This is a genomic window from Streptomyces sp. Tue6028, from assembly GCF_002300165.1.
GTDB classification, from domain to species: domain Bacteria; phylum Actinomycetota; class Actinomycetes; order Streptomycetales; family Streptomycetaceae; genus Streptomyces; species Streptomyces siamensis.
This window is the reverse complement of the sequence record NZ_MLCE01000031.1, coordinates 60778-80759: the sequence shown is the minus strand read 5'-3', so window position 1 is coordinate 80759 and position 19982 is coordinate 60778. Positions and strand designations below refer to the sequence as shown.

General features: G+C 69.5%; 15 protein-coding genes. 2 read left to right on the top strand and 13 right to left on the bottom strand.

Annotated elements, in window-relative coordinates; genetic code table 11:
• Positions 1-3 precede the first annotated feature (3 nt).
• The 4 genes from BKI49_RS28980 to BKI49_RS28965 form a co-directional block, all read right to left on the bottom strand.
• The gene (locus tag BKI49_RS28980; protein WP_028802192.1) at positions 4-486 is read right to left on the bottom strand and encodes a poly-gamma-glutamate biosynthesis protein PgsC/CapC; all 483 of its coding nucleotides are present in this window, start codon (positions 484-486) and stop codon (positions 4-6) included.
• Entirely contained in the window at positions 483-2258 is a 1776-nt protein-coding gene (gene pgsB / locus BKI49_RS28975) for a poly-gamma-glutamate synthase PgsB (RefSeq protein ID WP_095937218.1), read from the bottom strand. The genes BKI49_RS28980 and pgsB overlap by 4 nt, the downstream gene beginning before the upstream one ends.
• Before the next feature lie 6 nt (positions 2259-2264).
• Positions 2265-4526, bottom strand: coding sequence for a HAMP domain-containing protein (locus BKI49_RS28970; RefSeq protein ID WP_095937217.1), 2262 nt, complete (start codon positions 4524-4526; stop codon positions 2265-2267).
• 467 nt (positions 4527-4993) lie between these two features.
• Positions 4994-6217: a CapA family protein gene (locus BKI49_RS28965; protein WP_373557600.1), complete on the bottom strand. Its 1224-nt coding sequence runs from the start codon at positions 6215-6217 to the stop codon at positions 4994-4996.
• Positions 6218-6306: 89 nt separating this feature from the next.
• On the opposite strand from BKI49_RS28965, the gene BKI49_RS28960 reads away from it, so the two are divergent.
• Both BKI49_RS28960 and BKI49_RS28955 read left to right on the top strand, forming a co-directional pair.
• Positions 6307-7218, top strand: coding sequence for a hypothetical protein (locus BKI49_RS28960; RefSeq protein ID WP_257005001.1), 912 nt, complete (start codon positions 6307-6309; stop codon positions 7216-7218).
• Between the two features lie 4 nt (positions 7219-7222).
• Positions 7223-7603: a PIN domain-containing protein gene (locus tag BKI49_RS28955; RefSeq protein ID WP_095937215.1), complete on the top strand. Its 381-nt coding sequence runs from the start codon at positions 7223-7225 to the stop codon at positions 7601-7603.
• 64 nt (positions 7604-7667) lie between these two features.
• Here BKI49_RS28955 and BKI49_RS28950 read toward each other — a convergent pair whose 3' ends face one another.
• The 9 genes from BKI49_RS28950 to BKI49_RS28910 all read right to left on the bottom strand — a co-directional run bounded on the left by BKI49_RS28950 (position 7668) and on the right by BKI49_RS28910 (position 19979).
• Positions 7668-9119, bottom strand: coding sequence for an ArnT family glycosyltransferase (locus BKI49_RS28950; RefSeq protein ID WP_095937214.1), 1452 nt, complete (start codon positions 9117-9119; stop codon positions 7668-7670).
• A gap of 91 nt (positions 9120-9210) precedes the next feature.
• Complete coding sequence (locus BKI49_RS28945) at positions 9211-10737, bottom strand: amino acid permease (protein ID WP_095937213.1); 1527 nt, start codon at positions 10735-10737, stop codon at positions 9211-9213.
• A 147-nt stretch (positions 10738-10884) separates the two neighbouring features.
• The gene (dxs, locus tag BKI49_RS28940) at positions 10885-12816 is read right to left on the bottom strand and encodes a 1-deoxy-D-xylulose-5-phosphate synthase (RefSeq protein WP_095937212.1); all 1932 of its coding nucleotides are present in this window, start codon (positions 12814-12816) and stop codon (positions 10885-10887) included.
• Positions 12817-13049: 233 nt separating this feature from the next.
• Positions 13050-14342, bottom strand: a complete 1293-nt coding sequence (locus BKI49_RS28935) for a sugar ABC transporter permease (protein WP_095937211.1) — start codon at positions 14340-14342, stop codon at positions 13050-13052.
• Positions 14339-15130: an ATP-binding cassette domain-containing protein gene (locus BKI49_RS28930; RefSeq protein ID WP_028802202.1), complete on the bottom strand. Its 792-nt coding sequence runs from the start codon at positions 15128-15130 to the stop codon at positions 14339-14341. Before BKI49_RS28930 ends, BKI49_RS28935 begins: the two co-directional genes overlap by 4 nt.
• A 181-nt stretch (positions 15131-15311) precedes the next feature.
• Positions 15312-16409 carry a substrate-binding domain-containing protein gene (locus BKI49_RS28925; RefSeq protein ID WP_095937209.1) on the bottom strand — a complete coding sequence of 366 codons (1098 nt, stop codon included), beginning with the start codon at positions 16407-16409 and terminating at the stop codon, positions 15312-15314.
• A 133-nt stretch (positions 16410-16542) separates the two neighbouring features.
• Entirely contained in the window at positions 16543-17742 is a 1200-nt protein-coding gene (locus BKI49_RS28920) for an ROK family transcriptional regulator (RefSeq protein WP_095937208.1), read from the bottom strand.
• Positions 17743-18012: 270 nt separating this feature from the next.
• Complete coding sequence (locus tag BKI49_RS28915; protein WP_095937207.1) at positions 18013-18921, bottom strand: carbohydrate ABC transporter permease; 909 nt, start codon at positions 18919-18921, stop codon at positions 18013-18015.
• On the bottom strand, positions 18918-19979 hold the full coding sequence (locus BKI49_RS28910; RefSeq protein ID WP_095937206.1) for a carbohydrate ABC transporter permease: 1062 nt from the start codon (positions 19977-19979) through the stop codon (positions 18918-18920). Before BKI49_RS28910 ends, BKI49_RS28915 begins: the two co-directional genes overlap by 4 nt.
• Between the last annotated feature and the right edge of the window lie 3 nt (positions 19980-19982).

Below are 19982 nucleotides of genomic sequence, written 5' to 3'. Positions count from 1 at the left end.
GGCTCAGGCGGTCGGCATGGCGCCGAGAAGGATTCCGGCGGTCAGCACGACATAGGTGGCGAGGGTGACCGAGCCGGTCGACAGCAGGGTGGCTCCCTTGGGCTGGCGCACGAGCTGGTAGCCGATGAGGCCCGGGACGATGAAGCCCAGGGTCTGGTTGGCGTACAGCAGCGGGAACTCCATCTGGAGCACGATGATCACGGTCGCCTGGATCAGCACGCCGGTGAGCACGACGGCCGCGAAGAGCCGCTTGCCGTAGAGGATCACGACGCGCTGGAGGAGCAGGGTGGTGACGTACGTCAGGACGGTCACGCCGATGACGAGGGCGGCACGCTGGAGGTCCTCGATGAGGGTGAGCGCGAGCCAGCCCGGGGTGATCATGCCGCCGGGCGAGAGGTTGGTCGTCAGGTAGCAGATCAGCGAGAACATCAGGCCCAGGCCGATGCCGATCGCGGCGATCTCGGGGGTGAGGACGGAGGGGATCAACGGGGCTCTCCTGGGCTGTGCCACTGCTGCTGGTCGTCGGCGGAGTGTGCGGGGGGTACTCGGGGCTCGAACAGACCCCGGGACGGGGGCGGTTCGGCGGGGCCGGGGGACGGTGGTGCGGCGGGGCCCGGCGCGATCGCGGGCCACTGTTCCCTGGTCCGCTCGGGGTATCCCTGCCGCGGCTGCTCGGGGATCGCGGGGCGCGGGTGCGCCTGCCGGCGGCCCTGCTCCCAGGAGCCCGGTTCGCCCTGCGTGTGGTGCTGGTGGGGCTGGTTGTGGTGGGCCGGGTCCTGGTGCGGGTGCGTCCGGGACTGGTGCTGGTGTGTCTGGTCCTGGTGCTGGTGTGTCTGGTCCTGGTGCTGGTGCGTCTGGGCCGGGTACGGGTGCTCGGCGCCGCTCTGCACCGGGACGGCGGCCGTCTGGGGCGCGTACCGCGTCTCGTACGCCTCGGAGTAGGGCTGGTACGGGTCGATGCGCGGGGCGTACAGCTGCATGGTCTCGACGTGCTCGGGCACGCGCGCGGGCGTCTGCCGTGCGCCGGTTCCGTCGTCGGCGTGCCCGCCGGGCCGGTCGGCGGACTCGTCGGGGGTGTCGTCCGCGGGCAGTTCGGCGAGGTGCTCCAGCAGGTGCTCGCCCTGGCCGTGGATGTTGCCGATGGCCACGAGGGAGGAGTCGGAGCCGAGCCTGCCGATCAGCTGTCCCATGAACTCCTCGGGATCGCGGCGGTCGCCGCCGAGGTCGACGGCGCGGTCGCGGTACGCGGCCGGGATCGCGTCGATGGCGCTCTTGGCCGGGTGCCCGATGACGAAGACCTGCTCGGGGTCGAGCTGCGGGATGATCTCGCCCATCTGGCCGTTGCGTTCGACGCGGTCGGGACGGCAGTTGATGACCACGTTCAGCGGCCGGTGGATGGCGCCGAGGTCGAGCAGCTGGTTGATGTTCATCAGCGTCGACTCGGGGTCGTTTGCCGCGAAGACGTTGGCGAAGCGCAGCCGCTTGCCGTCCTGGGTGACATACCGCTCGACGGACAGGACACCGGGGTCCGGCGGCGCGTCGTACATGCCCTGGAGGGCGGTCTGCCGCTCCACGCCGAGAAGTTCGGCGACGGTGAGCGCGATCGCCACGTTCTCCTTGAAGGTGAACCAGCTGAAGCCGCGCAGCTCCTCGTCCGTGACGGAGTCGGGGTCGGCGTAGATCAGCTTGCAGTCGCGGGAGTCGGCCTCCTCCTGGAGGATCGCGAAGCGTTCCTTCTCCGCGGTGATGCAGATGCCGCCCTCCGGCATGGACCGGGACAGCGAGCGGGCCACGTCGTCCAGGGTGGGGCCCATCTCGGCGAGGTGGTCCTCGCGGACGTTGCAGAGCACGCCGATGGTGGAGCGGATCAGCTTGGACTGGTTGATCTCCTGGAGGGCCGGCATGACGGCCATGCACTCGATGACCATGGCGTCCGGGTTGTACGCGGCCGCACGCCGGACGATGCCGATCTGCTCGACGACGTTGGCGATGCCGAACTTGCGGTAGACCGGCTCCTCGGTGGCGTCGGGGTGGATGAACCGGGCCGCCGTGCCGGTGGTCTTCGCGACCGTGGTCAGCCCGCCGCCGCGCAGCGCGCCCGCGCACAGACGGGTGATGGACGACTTGCCGCGGATGCCGTTGACCAGCACCCGGGTGGGGATGTTGTCCAGGTTGGTGAAGTGCCGCCGCTGCTCGATGACGCCCGCCACCAGCAGGATCACGCAGCACACCAGCAGAACGGTGTAGAGGAAGAGCACCGGTGATCAGTTCCTTACGTGCTGCTCGTGCGGGGCCCCTTGGGAGCTCCGGCGCGGCGTCGACTGCTGTTTGCGCTGTTCCTGGAGTTGCTGGCGGACGAGCTCCAGGGAGCGGGTGACGGCGCCGACCTCGTCGTGGTTGCGCGGGAAGAGGACGGTCTTGCGGTCGCCCTCGGCGAGTGCCTCGGCCTGGCCGGCCAGGACCCGCAGCGGGCGGGCCACCACGATGTGCATCCAGCCCAGGCAGGCGGCCGCCGCCGCGGCGCCCAGCAGCCCGGCGAGCATCGTGCGGTGCTGCACGTCGTACTCCGGGATGGCGAGGCGGTCGGCCGGCTGCCAACTGACGACAGTCCAGCCGAGGGCCTTGGCGGGGCCGCCGCCGACGAAGGGGGCCGCGGCCGCGATCTGCACGCCGTTCTCGCGGTAGAGGACGCCGGCGGCGTGCGCGGACTTGCCGACCTTCTGGTTCGACGCGGAGACCAGGTCCTTCAGGCGGTCGTTGGGCAGCGACTGGAAGGCGATGTATCCGGTGTTGCCCGCGATGACGTGGCTCTTGTCGTCGACGAGGCGTACGACTCCGAGGCCCGGCCGCTTGAGCAGCGAGTTGAGGAAGTCGATGCGGAACTCGCCGACCAGGGCGGCGCCGTCGCGTCCGGGGATCTCCGCGGTGCCGACCACGAGGGGCTTGGTGCCGCCCTGGCCGAGCAGCTGGATCGGGTCGGCGGTGGCGGGCTTGGACCGGACCTCGTGCGGCTTGCCGCCGGACCGGGCGATCACGTCGCCGGAGGTGTCGACGACGTAGAGCGACTGGTAGCGCAGGTGCTGGTTGAGGGTGCGGTCGAGGACCTTGGTCATGTCGGCGGGGGTGGTGCGGTCGCCGATCAGGGTGGCCACGGACTGGAGGTCCGCCTCGCCCTCGTTGAGCGCCCGGCGGACCCGGTCGGTGAGGGTGTCGGTGCGCTCGCGCTGGTCGTTGACGATCTGCTGCGGCACGACGACGGTGCCGTCGGCGCGGTTGAGGGCGAGCAGCAGCGGCGCCGACCAGGCGAGCAGCAGGACCGCGCAGACGACGAGGAGACCGCGGCTGCCGATGCGGCGCAGACCGCGCGGGCGCGGCGCGGGCTCGCCCTGTCCGGCGCTCTCGCCGAGCAGCTGGCGGCGCAGCCGTTCCAGGGCGGTGCCGATACGGCGGGCCTCGCCGTACCGGGGGACGCTCACCGGGCGGGTGAGGTCGCCGCGGGTGAGGCGGCGCGACTCCAGGAAGAGCCGGATGAGGGGCCGCTGCACCGTGCCGAGCAGGACGGCGACGGCGATGCCGCCGACCAGCAGCAGGGCGCCGCCCGCGACGAGACCGAACAGCGGCGAGGCGGTCCGGGTGGGGTCCTCGGCGACCTTCACCATGGAGACCACGCTGAGACCCAGGTTGGTCGCGGTGGTGGTCTCGCCGGGTTCGGGCGCGGTGAGGGTGGCGTATCCGGCGACGGAGCGGTCACTGAGCCAGCGGCCGCCGAGCAGGCTGCCGCTCACGCCCTGGTAGCCGCCGGAGCCGGGCTCCTTCGTGCTCTGGGGGTGCCGGCCGGCCTTCTCGGCGACCTTCTTGGCGAAGGCCTTGAGCTGCTTGTTCGATGCGGCGACCTCCTGGCGCTGGAGGTCGGTGAGCACCTGCTCGGGCTCCGGGATGCCGTCGCTGCTCAGGATCGTTCCGGAGCGGTCCACGACCGCGATGGAGCGGAACTGGCCGAGGCTGATGCCGGGGAACTTGAGGCTGTTGGAGGCGACGAGGAGCAGCTGCGGCCGGTCCGGCCACGACAGCAGGGCGAAGGACAGCAGCCGGACCTCGCCGTTCTGGAGCCGCACCATGCGGGGCGCGAGCCCGTCCTCGCCGCTGAGCGAGGAGCGGTCGAGGGAGGTCAGCGGGACGGTCTCACCACGGGTGGCGACGAGCTTGCCCGACTGGATCTCGATGACCGCCGTGCCCATCCACTTCTGGTACGTGTTGCCCAGTTTGTCGAGCACGGTGTCGCCGGAGACCGGGGAGCCGGCGCTGAAGAGGGCCGCGGAGCGGTTGAGGTCCGTCACCGACTCGTCGATGGACGCCCGCAGGGCGATCGCGCCGTCCTCCGCGAAGTGCTGCTGCGACGTCTGGACCGCCTTGGGCAGGGCCACGTCGTCGACCCGGCCGAGCACGAGGGCGGTGATGCCCGCGAGGGACAGCAGGAGCACCGAGAGGATCGCGATGGGCGGACGTATGCCGCCGAGTAGCGACATGTCGGCTCGGCGGCGGGCACGGTGCTGCCGAGCCGGGGGCGATGGCGCCAACGGAGGGGTCCTCTCAGGCGTTTGTACGGATGGCGGGACGCGTGGAGCGGCCTGCATGCGGGTGCGGGCGGGTGGCGCGGGCGTGACACGGAGACTCAGGTGAGAAAACTGAGTCTCCGCGCGTCAGACCGGCGAGGGCAGATCAAAGTTGCACGATTTGAACGTGATCTGCGCTACACGAGGTTTTATGCGATCACACTCGGGCATGAGCGATCGATTCCGCTTCGGGCGGGTTCAGTTGGCCGCTTCCGGCGACCTCGACACGCGTCCAGCCCGGGTCGCACCCGGTCGCAGATGAAGCGAAACGGACGAAAAAGTACATCATGCCGACATCGCGCCCGGACCGCCGGGGTACCGGGGGCCGGGCGCGGTCCGGACGTCACGCGGGCGCGCCTCGGACGTCATACGGGGCGCGATCAGTCCGGCAGCTCCGTGAGGGGCTTCAGGCCGTCCTTGGCCGCGCCGCGGTTGAGCATGGTGCCCTCGGTCCGCTCGAAGGCCAGCCGGAGACGGGCCCGCTCCTGGTCCGTCAGGTCGTCGCGCTTGAGCTCGGCGGCCACGTCCAGCAGCCGGTAGTCCTGCACCTGGCCCTTCTTCGGCTCCACCGCGGTCTCACCGGTGGTGGTGTCCGGGTCCGGCGGGATGTCCACGAGGGTCGGCTCGTACCGGGCCTCGACGTCCCACTTGCCGCCGCGCTCGGTGAAGGTGAACCAGCCGATCACACCCTCCTCGGTCAACCCCGTCGGCACGTCGTGCCGGGCGACCTGGTTGCCGAGGCCGTACGCGATCCACGTGCCGTCGACCTTCTCCATCGGCTGCACCACGTGCGCGTGGTGCCCGATGACCAGGTCGATCCCCGTCTCCCGGGCGAGCTGGCGGGCGAACTTCAGCTGCGGCGTCGAGGGGTTCGGGTGGTGCTCACGCCCCCAGTGGATGGAGAGGATCACGACCTCGGCGCCGGCGGCGCGGGCCCGCTTCTCGGCGGCCTTGATGCGGCCCAGGTCGTTCTGGTTGACCAGCCACGGCTTGTCCTTGGGCAGCTCGTGGGCGTTGAAGCCGAAGGCGAAGGAGATCTGCGCGACCTTCACGCCCTTGACGTCCATGATCAGCGGGGTGAGCGCGTCCTTCTGGGTGCGGAAGGAGCCCGTGTGCTTCAGACCCACCGAGTCCAGCGTGTCGAGCGTGCGCTTCACACCCTCGTAGCCGTGGTCGATCGAGTGGTTGGAGGCGGTGGAGCAGGTGTCGTACCCGACATCCTTGATCGTCCCGGCGATCTGCGGCGGCACGAGGAAGTTGGGGTAGCTCTCGAAGGGGCCGTTCGGCTTGCCGATCACCGGCTCCATGTGGCAGATCCCCAGGTCGGCCTTGCTGATCACCGGCTTGATGCCGGCCATCAGCGGTCCGAAGTCCAGGCCGTGCACCCCCTTGCCGGTCTCCTTGGCGTCCTTCCTGGCCTGGTCGATCAGCTGCGGGTGGATCAGGATGTCTCCGGCCGCGGCCACCGTGAACGAGCGTCCGCCCCCCTTCGACGAATCGCCCGAGTCTCCCCCTCCGACGAGACCGCATCCCGCCAGTACGGCGACGAGTGCGAGAGGGGTCAGCAATGCGGGCAGGGTGCGGCGGCTACGACGTCTGGTCACCGGGATATCTTGATACAACCATGAAGGCATTCCGGGCCAGAACGATAACAATCGCAACACTTCTCCTGCTCCTCACCGCTCTGGCCGGTTTGGGAACGCTTGTCCTGCGCGGCACCCACGACACCGGCCGGGACGCGGGTTCCGGCCGCCCCGACGGCGACGCGCAGAGCGTCGACCTGGCGCGCGACATCGCCGACTACACCTCCCGGTTCACGCCGGACGGCGGCTACCTGCCCCCCTCGCGCACCGAACGGCGACTGGTCACCGACGGCGTCGCACTGCTTCTCGACGGCCACCGCGAGCAGGCCGAACAGCGCCTCGCCGAGGTCGACTTCGGCATCCGCACCCTGGCGGACAGCGCGACCGGGCGACGGTTCGCAGAGGTGTACGACCGCGTCGACCAAGCCCCCCACCCGCGCGGCTGGGGCCGCGTCTACGTGGACCTCGACCACCGCGCCCGATGGTCGGTCCAGGTCCCCCACCCGGTCGCCGACCACGGCACGGAACAGCTGGGCGTGCGCGTCCTGCGCGGCACACCGGGTGGCGTCCTGATCGTTGCTGGAGCACATCGCAAATCCGGCGAGGGGGACGCGTCCGACGTGGCGCACCGCCGGGACACGGTGTTCCACGCGGTCTGCGCGGAGCTCGTCCGGCGCGGCTTCCCGGGTGTCCAGCTGCACGGCTTCGCCGACGACTCGGCGCCCGACCACGACGTCGTCGCCTCCACGGGCAAGGGCTCCGAGGGCCGTGCCGACGGTCGCCGGCTCGCCGACGCGCTCCGCGACCGGGGCTTCGCGGTGTGCCGCGCCTGGGTCCGCTCGTGCCCGCTGGAGGGCCACGAGAACGTCCAGGGTCGTACCGCCGCGGACGAGGACGTGCCGTTCCTGCACGTGGAGTTCGCCCGGTCCGTCCGCTCCAGCGACGCGCGGGCCGCCGAGGCCGCCGCCGCCGTGCGCGTCGTCACCTCACGGTGGGACGCCGCCTCCGGCGTGCGACGCTGAGTCCATGGACGACGACCACGGCGACCCCCTCCTCGTCATCGTCGACGGCGCCAACGTCGTCGGCTCCGTGCCCGACGGCTGGTGGCGCGACCGGCGCGGTGCCGCGGAGCGGCTGCGCGACCGGCTGGCCCGGGACGGGCTGCCCGGTCACGGCGGACCCGTGGAGCTGGTCCTCGTCGTCGAGGGCGCCGCGAAGGCCGTGGAGTCCGTCCCCGGCGTTCGGGTGGTGGCCGCGCCGGGCAGCGGTGACGACACCGTCGTCGGCCTCGTGGCCGGGGCCACGGACCGCACCTGCCTCGTCGTCACCGCCGACCGTGAACTGCGCGGCCGTGTCACCGCCCTCGGCGCCGGCACGACGGGCCCGCGCGCCGTACGCCCGGACTGACGGCGCACTCCCCCTGCCTGCCCGGCGCCGGAGCAGAGGCCGTCGGGCCCCGCAGGCCGCCCCCTCACCGAGACCCCGTCTCCCGCACGTACAGCACCGCCCCGTCCACCTCCCCCGCCACCTCGTACTCCGCGGTGAGCAGCCTGCGCAGGGACGGGATCCGTTCCGGGGCGTACGGCGCGGCTCGTGAGTCGTCGACGACGAGGGTGGGCGGGTGCGTGCTCATCTCCTCCCGGAAGACGGGCCAGGAGCCCTCGACGCCGTACTTCTCGCCCACCTGGGGCCCGTTGCGGCCGCCGCTGTAGTTGGTCAGGAGGCCGGCGGTCAGATAGCGGCTGGCGGGGGTCCGGTCGGCCAGCCAGTACGTCTCCGGGTGTATCCCCCAGACCAGGACCCGGTCACCGGGCGCCGTGCGACGGGCCACCGCGTCCGCGAGCCGGGTGGCGTGCGCGAGGTCGGACCGGGGCGCCAGCAGTCCCCAGGCCAGGAACGCCGAGCAGCAGCAGGCAGAGGTGACCAGCGCCGTCACCAGCCGCTCCCGGGGCAGGATCTGCAGCGCCGCGGTCGCCAGCAGGGCCAGCGGCGGGATGAGTTGCAGGTAGTAGTGGCCGAAGAAGTGGAAGCCCATCAGGACGGCGACCGCGGAGGAGGCGAACCACAGCCACAGGTCCACGGCCCCCGTGCGGGCGACGCGCAGGACCCGGACGACCGGCGGGACGAGACCGGCGCAGGCCGCCGTCAGAATGGCCGTGTTGACCAGGCCACGCGCCAGGACGTGCAGCTCGGAGCCGGTGAAGGAGGCGTACGCGGCCGAGCCGGTGACGGTCCAGAAGGCGAAGCCCGCCGGGTCGGTGACAAGGGCGGCGGACAGCACCGGCACGACGATTCCGGCGAGCAGCCGCAGCAACCCGCCGCGCGTCGCGCCCTGCCGGTGCAGCAGCCACAGCACGGGCAGCAGCACCGCCCCGCCGGTCTGCTTCGTCAGCAGGGCGCAGGCCACGGTCACCCCGGCCGCGCCCCAGCGGCCGCGGTCGGCACACCACATCGCGGCTGCCGTGCACGGCAGTATGAACACCTCGAAGGTGGCGGCCTGCGCGTCCTCGGGGTTGAGCCCGACGGAGACCAGCAGGTAGAGCACGCCGGCCGTGCGTCCCGCGCCGTCGCCCCAGCGGCGCCTGGCCAGCGAGGCCAGCAGGACCGCGGTGAGCAGCTGGGCGAGAAGGGCCAGGACGCGGACGGACGTGAGGGACTCGGAACCGTGCACCGCGAACGCCCCCTCGTACAGCCAGGGCACGAACGGCGGCTTGCGGTCCACGACCGTCTCGTACAGCTCCCCCCCGTCGGCCAGCATCCGCGCCTGCACGGCGAGATACCCCTCGTCGGGGTTCCACAGGGGCCGGGCGAAGGACGGCACCCGGGTGACACAGGCCAGCACCGCGAGCAGCGGCAGCAGCCGCGTCCAGTACGCCGTCCGTACGACTGCGGACCGTGGCGGGGCGAGCGGCGCGGCGAGCATGGGAAGCACGCTATCCGGCCCCGCAGTCCACACCGAAGCGGGACATACGGGGCCGGGGTGATCGGGTGAGTGACGACCGACGGGACTTCTCCTAGAGCTGCTTGCCTCCCGGGCCCTCGCCGGTGACCTGCTCGAGCGTCGTCTCCTCCTGCCGTCCGAGACGGCTGTGCGAGCGGCCGTAGAGGAAGTACACCAGCGCGCCGATCACCATCCAGATCGCGAACCGCAGCCAGGTCTCGGTGGGCAGGTTCACCATCAGCCACACCGTGGCGCAGACGGACACGATGGGCAGGACCGGCACCCACGGGGTGCGGAAGGAGCGGGGCAGGTCGGGGCGGGTGCGGCGGAGGATGATCACGCCGATCGCGACGACGACGAAGGCGAACAGGGTGCCGATGTTCACCAGCTCGGCGAGTTCGCTGAGGCTGGTGAAGCCCGCGACGATCGCGATGATCACGCCGAGCAGGATGGTCGGCCGGTGCGGGGTCTTGAAGCGCGGGTGGACGCGGGAGAAGAAGCGGGGCAGCAGACCGTCGCGGCTCATCGCGAAGAAGACGCGCGTCTGGCCGAGCAGCAGGATCATGCAGACCGTCGTCAGACCGACGGCGGCACCGAAGCTGATGACGCCCGAGAACCAGGGGTGCCCGGTGGCCTTGAAGGCGTCGGCGAGCGGGGCGTCCACCGACAGCTTGCTGTAGTGCTGCATGCCGGTGACGACGATGGCCACGGCCACGTACAGGGTGGTGCAGACGAACAGGGAGCCGAGGATGCCGCGCGGCATGTCGCGCTGCGGGTTCTTGGTCTCCTCGGCGGCGGTGGCCACGACGTCGAAGCCGATGAAGGCGAAGAAGACCACGGAGGCGGCGGTGAAGATGCCCATCACGCCGAAGTTGGCGGGTGCCCAGCCGAACATCAGCTGGATGAGGGGGGCCTTGAGGCTGCCGCCCGCCTCCACCGCCTGCGACTTCGGGATGAAGGGGCTGTAGTTGTCGCCGTTGATGAAGAAGGCACCCGCGATGATGACGATGAGGACGACGGTCACCTTGATGGCCACGACGACCTCGGTGACCCGCGCGGAGAGCTTCATGCCGAGGACGAGGATGCAGGTGAGGACGAGCACCAGCGCCGCGGCGAGGATGTCGAACCCGAATCCGTGCGCCTCGTCCCGGCCCCCCAGCGAGGCGGGCATGTGCCAGCCCGCGTTGTCCATCAGTGAGCGGATGTAGCCCGCCCAGCCGACGGCGACCACCGCCGTGCCGAGCGCGAACTCCAGGACCAGGTCCCAGCCGATGATCCACGCGGGAAGCTCGCCCAGCGAGGCGTACGAGAAGGTGTACGCGGATCCGGCGACCGGGAGCGTGGAGGCGAACTCCGCGTAGCAGAGCGCGGCGAGTGCGCAGACGATGCCGGCCACGACGAAGGCGAGGGAGACCGCTGGGCCCGCGTTCTGCTTGGCGACCTTGCCGGTGAGGACGAAGATGCCGGTGCCGATGATGACACCGACGCCGAAGACGGTGAGATCCAGAGCGGACAGCGACTTCTTGAGTGCGTGCTCCGGCTCCTCAGTGTCCAAGATCGATTGTTCGACCTTCTTCGTCCTGAAGAGGGTGCTGCTCACGGGCGTACCTCCACGCTTGACGTCCTCGAAATGATCGAGGGGGCGTGTTAGCCGCTTGCCCCGGCCGCGAGAGAATCACGCAAATGGGCCGGTTTCACCACCCCTTCAGGGTGCTGAAACCGGCCCTTTGGACCTGTGGCCGTCCGGTCAGTCGCGCGCCGGCTCCACGGAGTCCACGGCGTGCGCCGCCGTGCGCTCGAACCGGCCGTCGAGCCTGGCGACCAGCCCGGTGACCTGGCGGGCGACGTCGGGCGCGGTCAGCCCGATCTCCGCCAGGACCTCCTTGCGCGAGGCGTGATCCAGGAAGCGCGGCGGAATGCCGAAGTCGCGCAGCGGGACGTCGACGCCCGCGTCGCGCAGGGCCTGCGCGACCGCCGAGCCCACGCCGCCGACACGGGAGTTGTCCTCCACGGTGACGACCACGCGGTGCTGCTCGGCGAGCGGGGCCATGGCCTCGTCGACGGGCTTGACCCAGCGCGGGTCGACGACGGTGGTGGAGATGCCCTGCTTGTCGAGGAGGTCCGCGATCTCCAGGCACATCGGCGCGAGCGCGCCGACGGAGACGAGCAGCACGTCGGGGATGTCGGTGCCGGGCGCCCGCAGGACGTCCATGCCGCCGATCCGGCCCACGGCGGGCACGGCGGGGCCGACCGCTCCCTTGGAGAAGCGGACCACGGTCGGCGCGTCGGTGACCTCGACGGCCTCCCGGAGCTGGGCGCGGACCTGGTCGGCGTCGCGCGGTGCCGCCAGCCTGAGGCCCGGGACGACCTGGAGGATCGACATGTCCCACATGCCGTTGTGCGAGGCACCGTCGGTGCCGGTGACGCCCGCGCGGTCCAGGACGAAGGTGACGCCGCACTTGTGCAGGGCGACGTCCATCAGGACCTGGTCGAAGGCGCGGTTGAGGAAGGTGGCGTAGACGGCGAAGACGGGGTGCAGTCCGCCGGTGGCGAGGCCGGCCGCGGAGACCGCGGCGTGCTGCTCGGCGATGCCGACGTCGTACACGCGCTTCGGGAAGGCCTTGGCGAACTTGTCGAGGCCGACCGGCTGGAGCATCGCGGCCGTGATGGCGACGATGTCCTCGCGCTCCTTGCCGAGTTCGACCATCTCCTCGCCGAAGACGGACGTCCAGTCGGCGCCGGAGGACGCGATCGGCAGGCCCGTGTCGGGGTGGATCTTGCCGACGGCGTGGAAGCGGTCGGCCTCGTCCTGGAGGGCGGGCTGGTAGCCGCGGCCCTTCTCGGTGAGGCAGTGCACGATGACCGGGCCGCCGAAGCGCTTGGCGCGGGCCAGCGCGGACTCCAGGGCCTCGATGTCGTGGCCGTCGATCGGACCGACGTACTTCAGGCCGAGGTCCTCGAACATACCCTGCGGGGCGATGAAGTCCTTGAGGCCCTTCTTGGCGCCGTGCAGGGTCTCGTAGAGCGGCCGGCCGACGACCGGGGTGCGCTCCAGGAGGTCCTTGCCGCGGGCCAGGAAGCGCTCGTAGCCGTCGGTGGTGCGCAGGGTGGCCAAGTGGTTGGCGAGGCCGCCGATGGTCGGGGCGTACGAGCGCTCGTTGTCGTTGACGACAATGACCAGCGGGCGGTCCTTGGCGTCGGCGATGTTGTTGAGCGCCTCCCAGGCCATACCGCCGGTGAGGGCGCCGTCGCCGATGACGGCGACGACATGGGCGTCCTTGCGGAGCACCTCGTTCGCCTTGGCCAGGCCGTCGGCCCAGCCGAGGACCGTGGAGGCGTGCGAGTTCTCGATGACGTCGTGCTCGGACTCGGCCTGCGAGGGGTAGCCGGACAGGCCGCCCCTCATCTTCAGCCGGGAGAAGTCCTGGCGGCCGGTGAGCAGCTTGTGGACGTAGGACTGGTGGCCCGTGTCCCACAGCACCTTGTCCTTCGGCGACTCGAAGACGCGGTGCAGGGCGATGGTGAGCTCCACGACACCGAGGTTGGGGCCGAGGTGGCCGCCGGTCTTGGAGACCGCGTCGACGAGGAAGGTCCTGATCTCGCCGGCCAGCTGGTCCAGCTGCTCCAGGCTGAGCCGGTCCAGATCGCGCGGTCCCCTGATGCGGGTCAGCAGCGGCACCCGTGCCTCCTTGCAGTAGAGCTGTTCGAGCTTTGCCGGGCCTGTCGAGTCTAATGTTCCGTCTTTGGCGCCCGTGCCCGGCCTCCACGTTGTACGTCACGCGTTCGGCCGTAAATCGTCCGTACACACGTTCTCTTCACCGTGATGCCGCCGGTGCCGCACGCGGACATGGAAGTGCCCGGTACCGCCGTTGGTACCGGGCACTTCGTAAGGGGCCAAAAGGGCCGGTCGCGCTAGGCGCGGCCTGCCGTCTTCTGGGTCTTGCGGGTGACCGCGTCGATGACGACGGTGGCGAGGAGCACACCACCGGTGATCATGTACTGGACCGGCGAGGCGATGCCCTCGAGGGCGAGGCCGTACTGGATCGAGACGATGACCAGAACACCGAGCAGGGCGTTCCAGGTGCGGCCACGGCCACCGAAGAGGCTGGTGCCACCGATGACGGCCGCCGCGATGGCGTTCATCAGCAGGTCGCCGGCGCCGGCGCCCTGGTTGGCGGAGGCGATCTTCGAGGCGATGAACAGACCGCCGATCGCGGCGAAGGTACCGGAGATCGCGAAGACCGAGATCCGGACCATCTCCACGTTGATACCGGCACGGCGGGAGGCCTCGACGCTGCCACCGAGCGCGAAGATCTTCCGGCCGTACGAGGTGCGGCGCAGCACGAAGTCCGTGAGCAGCAGCACCGCGATGAAGATCACCACGGCCAGCGGCAGGCCCTTGTACTGGTTGTACATGATCGCCACGGCGAAGGAGACGATCGCGAGCAGCGCGGTGCGCGCGACGGTCTCGCTCAGCGGCGCGGACGGCACACCGGCGGCCTCACGGCGACGGTTGCCGAAGTAGGAGTTGAGGAAGTACACGCCCGTCACGACGACGGCGAGCGCGTAGGCGGCCGCCACATCCGTGAAGTAGTAGCTGGTCAGCTTGGCGACCACGCCCTCGCTGTCCAGGTTGATGGTGCCGTTGCTGCCCAGGATCTGCAGCATGAAGCCGTTCCAGAACAGCAGACCGGCCAGGGTGACGGCGAACGCCGGGACACCGATGCGGGCGAAGACGAAACCGTGGATCGCACCGGCGACCGTGCCGGTCAGGATGGCCAGCACGAAGGCCAGCCACTCGTTCATCCCGTGTGTGACGCTCAGCACCGCGAAGGCGGCGCCCGCGACACCGGAGACGGAACCGACCGACAGGTCGATCTCGCCGAGCAGCAGCACGAAGACGATACCGACGGCGATCATGCCCGTGCCGACCATGGCCACGGAGATGTCGGAGAGGTTGCCCGCGGTGAGGAAGTTCGAGTTCAGGCTCGCGAAGATCGCCCAGATGATGACCAGACCGACGACGACCGGGAGGGAACCCAGGTCACCGGCCTTCATCTTGCGCTTGAACTCGGAGAGGTAGCCGGCGAGGCCCTGCTCGCGGACCAGCAGTCGGGGGTCGACCGCGGTGACCGCCTTGGCGGCAGCCTCGGGGTTCTCCACGACGTGGTCCTCGGGGGTCGCGGAGGTCTTGTCGATGCTCACTTCTGAGCCTCCCCATTGCTGCGCGCCGCACGACGGGTCACGGCGTTCTCCGTGGCGCCCGTGATGGCGGAGATGATCTCTTCCTGGGAGGTCGACTTGACCTCGAAGACGCCGTTGTTGCGCCCGAGGCGCAGGACGGCGACCTTGTCGGCCACGGCCTTCACGTCAGCCATGTTGTGGCTGATGAGGATCACCGCGTGGCCACGCTCGCGCAGCCGCTCGACCAGGTCGAGGACCTGAGCGGTCTGCTCGACGCCGAGGGCGGCGGTGGGCTCGTCGAGGATGACGAGCTTGGGCTCACCGAGCATCGAACGGGCGATCGCCACGGTCTGGCGCTGACCGCCGGAGAGCGAGGCGATCGGGATGCGGACACTGGGGATGCGGATGGACAGCGTGTCCAGCAGCTCGCGGGAGCGGCGCTCCATCTCGACCTCGTCCAGGACACCGCGCTTCTTCAGCTCGCGGCCCAGGTAGAGGTTGCCGACGACGTCGATGTTGTCGCACAGCGCGAGGTCCTGGTAGACGGTCGCGATGCCCAGGGCCTGTGCGTCGTGCGGCCGGTTGATCTGGACGGTCTTGCCGTCCCACTCGATGGCGCCCTCATCGATGGGGTGCACGCCGGCGATCGTCTTGACCAGCGTGGACTTTCCGGCGCCGTTGTCGCCCACCAGGGCGACCACTTCACCGGCGTGGACCTCAAGCTCTACGTCGGTGAGCGCCTGGACGGCACCGAACCGCTTGGAGACCCCGCGCAACGCCAGCACAGGCGTAGCGGACACGTGAACCATCTCCTTCGCCGCCTGACCCGGCGGGAGGTTGTGCAGAAGTTTTTGGAGGGGGGTGTTCCGTCCGGCGCCCCGCCAAGCTTGCGGGGCTGATGATGCGGGGCGCCGGAGGGGCTTCGTCACGCAAGTCCCGATCCGGAATTCAAGGATGAATTCCATTGATTGGAAAGGGACTTGCGGGAGATTACTTCAGACCGATCTTGTCGCAGGCCGCCTTGTAGGCGGAGGTGCAGATGTCGTCGATCGTGTAGACGCCGTCCTTGACGACGGTGTCCTTGATGTTGTCCTTGGTCAGCGAGGTGACGGCGACCAGGACCGACGGAACGCCCTTGGTGGTCGGGCTGTCGACCTTGTCCTTGGCGACGGAGTCGAGCGACTTGCCCTGGGCGAGCGCGACGGCCATCTCGGCGGCGGCGTCGGCCTCGGGGGCGTACGGCTTGTAGACGCTCATGTACTGCTCACCGGCGACGATGCGCTGCACACCCGCGAGCTCGGCGTCCTGGCCGGTGACCGGGACCTTCAGGCCCTTGGCCTTGAGGGCGGTGATGATACCGCCGGCCATGCCGTCGTTGGCGGAGTAGACGCCGATGATGTTCTTCTTGCCGAGAGCCGAGATGGCGCCCTCCATGTTGGAGTTGGCGTTCTCCGGCTTCCACTCCTTGGTGTCGTACTCCTTGCCGATGTTCACCTTGCCGTCGAGCACCTCGTGGGCGCCGGCCTTGAACTGAGCGGCGTTCGGGTCGGTGACCGACCCGTTCATCATGACGATCTTGCCGTCCTTGGCCTTGGAGCCAAGAGCCTTCAGGAGGGCCTCGCCCTGCGTCTTGCCGACGGTCTTGTTGTCGAACGAGGTGTAGCCGTCGATCGGACCCTGCGCGAGACGGTCGTAGGCCACGACCGGGATGCCGGCGTCCTTGGCCTTCTGGACCGAGTTCTTGATGGCGGCAGCGTCCACAGCGTCGACGATCAGCACGTCCACCTTGTTGGTGATCATGGTGTCGACCTGCTGGTTCTGCGTGCTGGCGTCCTGCTTGGCGTTGGCGTAGACGACCTCGCCCTTGTCGTTCGTGAGCTCCTTGATCTTCTGCGTGATCAGGGGCTTGTCGAACTTCTCGTAGCGAGCGGTCTGGTTCTCCGGAAGGAGCAGACCGACCTTGATCGCGTCGCCCTTCTTGGCGGAGCTGGAGCTGTCGCTCTTGTCGCCGGACTCCTTGGCACTGCCACAGGCGGCCAGCGAGACGGCCATCGCACCAGCGGCAACGGCAACGGCGGCACGACGCATACGCGTGTTCACTTCAGAAACCTCCCTGACGAGGCCGCGTCGTTGCGGCCGAGGTGGCTGGAAGTCAACTCGGCCACACGTGCGACGTCAAGAAGTAAATACTTAACGAGATGGCAACGGTGCCATGCGTTCTCTAAGTGAAGGCAGGGGCGGCGGCAGTGAGCGAGCCGTCCAAAAGGGTCGAATCACCCATCTCGCTGAGCGCGAGAGCGAGTGCCCCGAGGACCTCCGCACGGCCTCCAAGCGCCCCTGGAAGCACCGAGAGTTGACGTGCGGCGCTGGGGATCGCGTAGCGCCCGACCGACTCCCTGATGGGCCCCAGAACCAGCTCCCCGGCCTCGGCGAGATCGCCGCCGAGGACCACCCGGCTCGGGTTCAGCAAATTGCAGAGATTCGCGACTCCACTGCCGATGTGACGACCGACGTCGGCGATCACCCGACGACAGCCCGGATCACCGTCCCGCGCCAGCCGGACGACACCCTCCATGGTCAGGTCCGTACCGTGACTGGACTGGAGGAGCGGCAGCACGTAGCGCGCGGCCGCAAAGGTCTCCAGGCAGCCTCGGTTGCCGCAGCGACAGACGGGGCCGGATTCATCAAGAGTAATATGACCGATTTCTCCGGCCGTGCCGCCGGGGCCGCGGTAGATCTTGCCGTTGATCACCAGCCCGGCACCCACACCGCTGGCGACCTTGATGTACGCGAGATCCTTGGCGCCCCGGCCGCTGCCCCAGACCATCTCGCCGAGCGCGCCCAGGTTGGCGTCGTTGTCCACGTGCACCGGCACACCGAGCCGCCCCCGCAGCTCCTCGGCGGGCTTCGCACCGGTCCAGCCGGGCAGGATGGCGGTGGAACCCAGGGTCCCCGACTCCACGTCGATCGGACCCGGCACACCGAGCCCCACGCCCGCGATCTTGGACCGGTCGACGCCGGTGGCCGCGATCAGGCGGCTGACCAGCTCTTCCGCCCGGTCGAAGCCCTGCGCGGCGGAGGCGTCCACGTCGAGCGGCTCGGACTCCTCGGCGAGCACCTGGTGGGCCAGATTCCCGACCGCGACGCGCAAATGCGTGTGACCGAAGTCGACACCGATGACGATGCCGGCGTCGCCGCTCAGGGACACGCTGCGGGCCCTGCGGCCGCCCGCCGACGTGGGAGTGACCTCGACGGTCCCCCCGTCCTTGAGTTCACGGACGATATTGGACACGGTCGCGGCGGACAGGCCTGTCGTCCTCGCGATCTCCGCCTGCGTGAGCGAACCGGCAAGGCGCACCGCACGTACGACGCGCTCCAGATTGGCTCGGTGCAGCGACGACTGCGACCCCGGAGTCTCCATTGACTCTCCACCCTTAGCCCCTGGCTCGCGTCACACCGGGTGACTGAGCCTTGTACAAGTTATGAACCCCAAACTCCGCTGGATGCACCTGTGGCGTCAAGCCCTTGACAGAAATCGGTGCCATCCGCCGTACACAGGGGTCGGGCCCCGGAGAGTTGTCTCTCCGGGGCCCGACCCCTGTGCGCAGCGGGTGAAGCAGCGGTTACGTGATGACGTCGGCCGCCGGACCGGCCGAGCGACCCGGCCGGCCGTACGGCGCGACGGTGGGCGTCAGCGGAAGGTGCCCTGCGACACCGAACCGGCGATCCGCCGCTGGAAGATGACGTACACGATCAGTACGGGCACCACCGTGACGACGATCGCCGCGAACAGGGCACCGTAGTCGATGCCGTAGGCCTGCGAGGACGCGTAGGCGGCCATGCCCTGGGTCAGCACCCACTTGTCCTGGTCGGTGTTGAGCGCGACCGGCAGCAGGAACTGGTTCCACAGGCCCAGGAAGTTGAAGATCGCCACCGCCGCCATGCCCGGCCGCGCCATCGGCAGCATCACCTGGAAGAACGCCCGCCAGTCCCCCGCGCCGTCGATCAGCGCGGCCTCGTACACGTCGTGCGGCAGGGAGCGGAAGAACGCGTAGAGGAAGAACATCGTGAACGGCAGCGCGAACGCGACGTAGGTGAGGATCAGCCCCGGGCGTGTGTTCAGCAGCCCGAAGTTCTGCAGCTGGAAGAAGAGCGGCACGATCGCCAGGAAGACCGGGAAGGTCAGCCCGGCGAGCATCACGTAGTAGATCAGCCGGCGTCCCGGGAACTGGAACCGGGCCAGGACGTACGCGCACATCGCGCCCAGCAACATCACCAGGACCAGTGCGCAGACGACCACGATCACGGAGTTCAGGAAGTACTTCCCGATGCTCGCGTCGCTCCAGGCGCGCGAGTAGTTGTCGAACTGCCAGTGCTTCGGCAGCGCGAACGGCGACGACAGGATCTCCTTGGTCGTCTTGAACGACGACACCAGGACCCACAGCATGGGCAGGATCACGATCACGGACCACAGGATCAGCAGGCCGTGCGCGATCACCGCGAACCTGCGGTCGCTGCCCGCGACGGCTTTCGTCAGCTTCTGGTCGCTCGCCCGCTTCTGGTCACGCGCCTGCTTCCGGTCGGCGGCTATGACGCTCACTGGGCACCCCCCTTGGCTACGGCACGCCGAGCCTTCAACCCACGCGCTTCCTTACGGCCCTCGCTCTCGCCCCCGCCGGTCAGACGGTTGACGGCGAACACCAGCGCCGCGAACACCAGGGTGACGACGGCGAGGACGACCCCCATCGCGGTGGCCAGTCCGAACTGCTGCTTCGCGAAAGCGACATTGAACAGCCGCTGGCTGATCGTGAGGGTCGAGTTGTTCGGCCCACCGCCCGGCAGCATGGCCTGTACGTAGACGAACGCGTCCAGCGCGGCGATGCCCAGGTAGATGTACGCGGTCTGCACACTGTCCCGGATCGCCGGCAGCGTGACCGAGATCGTCATCCGGAACCGGCCGGCTCCGTCGATCCTGGCCGCCTCGTACAGCTCGGCGGGAACGCCCTTGATCGCGGCGATGAAGAGCACCGCGTAGAACCCGACAAGCCCCCAGACGATGACGAACATCAGGGCCGGCATCGCCGTCGCCTGTTCGCCCAGCCAGGCGAACTCCTTGAAGCCGTCCAGGCCGAGCCCGCTGAGGATGCCGTTGACCAGGCCGGCGTTCGGGTCGTACATCTGCGCCCAGATCAGGCCGACGATGATCGCCGGCACGACGTAGGGGAAGAACGAGACGATCCGGTAGAACGACGCCCCCTTGATCCCCCGGACGGGGCCCTTGCTGGGCCCGCCCAGGGTGATGGCCACCGCGACCCCGAGAGCGAGCGTCAACGTCACCAGCGGCACGAAGGCCGCCAGCAGGGCGACATTGCGCAGCGCCTTAAGGAAGACATCGTCCTGGAACATCTTGACGAAGTTGTCGAGGCCGATGAAGTCGTAATCCGGGCTGAAACCGCGCCAGTTGGTCATCGCCCAGAAGATCGCCTGGGCGAAGGGGTACAGGACGAAGATCACGAAGATGGCGACCGGGAGACCGAGGAACGCGAGGAAGAACGTCACCCGGTCGAACGTGAGCTTGCGGCGCCGGGGCCGCCCGCCGCGAGCGGCCGGCACGGGCCGGCTGCTCGCGGTGTCGGAGATGGTGGTCTTGTCTTTCATCGC